The sequence below is a fragment of the Falsiroseomonas sp. RANM36 genome (genome assembly GCF_056682175.1).
In genome coordinates this window covers 1,646,894-1,649,930 of record NZ_JBWXTD010000003.1, presented here as the reverse complement: position 1 = coordinate 1,649,930, position 3,037 = coordinate 1,646,894, and the positions used below count along the sequence as shown (strand labels likewise).

Below are 3,037 nucleotides of genomic sequence, written 5' to 3'. Positions count from 1 at the left end.
CCCGCCCGGGCCGGCGGGCGGGGCGCCCCCGCCCGGCGGGGCGGCTGCGGCGGGGGGCCGCGGCCGGGGCCGCGGAGGACGGTGCGGTGCTGCGCGCCATGCTGGGCGCGGACCCGGTGTTCCAGGTGACGGACCTGATCGTCCTCGACCTTCGCGCGCGCCTGGCCGAGGGGCCGCGGCGTCTGCTGGAGCGTGGCGCGGCCTGGCGCCTGACGCCGCAGGGCGAGGCGGTGCTGCGCGGCGAGGCGCGGCACGTGCCGGCGCCGCGCTTCCAGGGCGGCGTCACGGTCGGGCCGAAGGCGCCCTGGCGCTGGGACCCGCGCTTCGGCGGCGTGGTGGAGGCGCGGGTCTAGTCCCTGCGCAGGGCGCCGAAAAAATCGCGCAGCAGCGCGGCGGCCTCGCTCTCCCGCACGCCGCCCACCACTTCCGGCGCATGGTGGCAGGTGGGCTGGGCGAAGAATCGCGGGCCGTGCTCCACCGCGCCGCCCTTGGGGTCATAGGCGCCGAACACCACGCGCCGCACGCGGAAGAAGCTGGCCGCCGCGGCGCACATGGCGCAGGGCTCGAGCGTGACCCAGAGCGTCGCCTCGGGCAGGACCTTGTCGCCCTTGGCCGCGGCAGCGGCACGCAGCGCCAGCATCTCGGCATGGGCGGAGGGGTCGCGGCGGCCCTCCGTTTCGTTGCCGGCGCGGGCGAGGATCGCGCCGGCGGCATCGGTGACGACGGCGCCGACCGGCACCTCGCCGCGGGCGGCGGCGGCGCGGGCTTCCTCCAGCGCGATTTCCATGGGCGACATGCCGGATGCTTGCCGCGACACGGGCCGCAGGTCTAGCAACGGGTCATGCCATCCCGCCCCGTGATCGGCGTGACCCTGGATGCGGAACCGGCCGGCGGCTGGTCGAAGCTGCCCTGGTATGCGCTGCGCCAGAATTATTTCTCCGCCGTGATCGCCGCCGGCGGGCTGCCGGTGGCGCTGCCGCACCACCCGGAGCTCGCGGCCGAGTATCTCGACACGCTCGACGGCCTGCTGGTGACCGGCGGGGCCTTCGACGTGGACCCGGCACTGTGGGGCGGCGGCCCGCCGCATCCGAAGGTCACGCTCAAGCCCGGCCGCACCGATTTCGAGCTGGCCGCGGTGAAGGAGGCGCTGCGCCGCGACCTGCCGGTGCTCGGCATCTGCGGCGGGCAGCAGCTTCTGGCGGTGGCCTTCGGCGGCACGCTGATCCAGCACATCCCCGACGCGGTGGAGAATGCGCTCGCGCATGAGCAGCCCAACCCGCGCACCGAGCCCGGGCATGTCGTGCGCGTGCTGGACGATACGCGGCTTGCGACGATCGTCGGCGCGACGAAGCTCGCCGTGAACAGCGCGCATCACCAGGCGGTGGCGACGCCGGGCGAGGGCGCGGTGGTGAATGCGATCGCCCCGGATGGCGTGATCGAGGGCGTGGAGCACCCCGCCTATCGCTTCGCCCTCGGCGTGCAGTGGCATCCCGAATACGCCGTGGATCCGCGCGATCCCGCGATCTTCGAAGCGTTCATCCGGGCAGCGCGCGAATGAGCGACGAGACGGAGGACGACGAGAAGCGCGGCGAACGCATCGCGAAGTACCTCGCGCGCGCCGGCATCGCCTCGCGCCGCGACGCGGAGAAGCTGATCGCCGAGGGCAAGGTGAAGCTCAACGGCAAGGTGGTGGAGACGCCGGCGACCTTCGTGGCGGCGGGCGACAAGGTCGCGGTGGAGGGCAAGCCGGTCGCGGCGCCGGAGCGCACGCGGCTGTTCCGCTACCACAAGCCCGATGGGCTGGTGACGACGCATCGCGACCCGCAGGGCCGCACCACGGTATTCGAGAAGCTGCCGCCGGGGATGCCGCGCGTGGTCTCGATAGGGCGTCTCGACATCACCTCGGAAGGGCTGCTGCTGCTGACCAATGACGGCGAGCTGGCGCGGCGGCTGGAGCTGCCTTCGAATGGCTGGCTGCGGCGCTACCGCGTGCGCGTGCATGGCCGCGTGGAGGAGCGCGCGCTGGCGGCGCTGGCGCGCGGCGTGACGGTGGACGGCGTCGCCTATGGCCCGATCGAGGCCGGGCTGGATTCCCGCCAGGGCACCAATGCGTGGCTGACCATCAGCCTCAAGGAAGGCAAGAACCGCGAGGTGCGGCGCGTGATGGCGCATCTCGGCCTGCAGGTGACGCGGCTGATCCGCGTGGCCTATGGCCCCTTCCAGCTCGGCGCGCTGCCGCGCGGGGGCGTGGAGGAGGTGCATCCGCGGATCCTGCGCGACCAGCTCGGCATCGGCGAGAAGCCGGTGCGCCGCCAGGCCGCGGAGGCGCCGTCCGAGCCGCCGGAAGCGCCGCCCGCCGCGCCGCGCCCGGCCGTCGCGCGCAGCATTCCGCGCGCCCGCAACGCCGCACCGCGCAGGCCGCATGCGAATCGTCGCCGGCCGTCACCGCGGTCGTAGTCTCGTCGCGCCATCGGGCGCCGCGACGCGCCCGACCTCGGACCGCGTGCGCCAGGCGCTGTTCGACATGCTGTGGCACGCGCCCTGGGCGGGCCGGGAGCGGATCGAGGGCGCGCGCGTCCTCGACGCCTTCTGCGGCACCGGCGCGCTGGGACTGGAGGCGCTCTCCCGCGGCGCGGCGAAGGCGGTGTTCATCGAGCAGGACCGCGCCGCGCTGGCCACGCTGCGCGCCAACATCGCCGCGCTCAAGGAAGCCGAGCATGCGCGCGTGATCGCGGGCGACGCGACGAAGCCGCCGCGCGCGGATGCGCCCTGCGGGCTGGTCTTCCTCGACCCGCCCTATGGCAAGGACCTGGTGCCGCGCGCGATCGCGGCGCTCGGCGCCGCCGGCTGGATCTCGCCCGATGCGCTGCTGGTGGCCGAGGTCGGCAAGGGCGAGGCGCTGGAGGTGGCGGGGTTCGAGGCGGAGGCCGAGCGCGCGCATGGCGCGGCGCGGGGGGGGTTTTAGCCCCCGGCCAATGGAGGGGGCCCCGCCCGGGGCCCCCCCCCCGCAAACAAAACGCCCCGCGGGGGAGGCGGG

Annotated in this window: 5 protein-coding genes; 4 read left to right on the top strand and 1 reads right to left on the bottom strand. The window is 75.0% G+C overall.

The genetic code is table 11. The annotated features are described in order from the left end of the window. The coding region (locus AC1MIR_RS12850) for a hypothetical protein (protein ID WP_480028543.1) at positions 1 to 353 on the top strand (353 nt) is incomplete at its 5' end. Here AC1MIR_RS12850 and AC1MIR_RS12845 read toward each other — a convergent pair. Further along, on the bottom strand, positions 350 to 787 hold the full coding sequence (locus AC1MIR_RS12845; protein ID WP_480028753.1) for a nucleoside deaminase: 438 nt from the start codon (positions 785 to 787) through the stop codon (positions 350 to 352). The two genes, AC1MIR_RS12850 and AC1MIR_RS12845, sit on opposite strands and share 4 nt — an antisense overlap. Before the next feature lie 54 nt (positions 788 to 841). On the opposite strand from AC1MIR_RS12845, the gene AC1MIR_RS12840 reads away from it, so the two are divergent. The 3 genes from AC1MIR_RS12840 to rsmD are packed head-to-tail and all read left to right on the top strand — an operon-like array spanning position 842 to position 2,965. Beyond that, positions 842 to 1,558, top strand: coding sequence for a gamma-glutamyl-gamma-aminobutyrate hydrolase family protein (locus AC1MIR_RS12840; protein ID WP_480028542.1), 717 nt, complete (start codon positions 842 to 844; stop codon positions 1,556 to 1,558). Continuing rightward, on the top strand, positions 1,555 to 2,457 hold the full coding sequence (locus tag AC1MIR_RS12835; protein ID WP_480028541.1) for a pseudouridine synthase: 903 nt from the start codon (positions 1,555 to 1,557) through the stop codon (positions 2,455 to 2,457). The genes AC1MIR_RS12840 and AC1MIR_RS12835 overlap by 4 nt, the downstream gene beginning before the upstream one ends. Further along, complete coding sequence (rsmD, locus tag AC1MIR_RS12830) at positions 2,423 to 2,965, top strand: 16S rRNA (guanine(966)-N(2))-methyltransferase RsmD (protein ID WP_480028540.1); 543 nt, start codon at positions 2,423 to 2,425, stop codon at positions 2,963 to 2,965. Before AC1MIR_RS12835 ends, rsmD begins: the two co-directional genes overlap by 35 nt. Positions 2,966 to 3,037: the final 72 nt, after the last annotated feature.

What these genes read in the sequence shown, in the direction of transcription:
- rsmD (WP_480028540.1), top strand. Translation starts at nt 2,423, where the DNA reads ATGCGAATCGTCGCCGGCCGTCACCGCGGTCGTAGTCTCGTCGCGCCA.
- AC1MIR_RS12835 (WP_480028541.1), top strand. Translation starts at nt 1,555, where the DNA reads ATGAGCGACGAGACGGAGGACGACGAGAAGCGCGGCGAACGCATCGCG.
- AC1MIR_RS12845 (WP_480028753.1), bottom strand. Translation starts at nt 787, where the DNA reads ATGGAAATCGCGCTGGAGGAAGCCCGCGCCGCCGCCGCCCGCGGCGAG.
- AC1MIR_RS12840 (WP_480028542.1), top strand. Translation starts at nt 842, where the DNA reads ATGCCATCCCGCCCCGTGATCGGCGTGACCCTGGATGCGGAACCGGCC.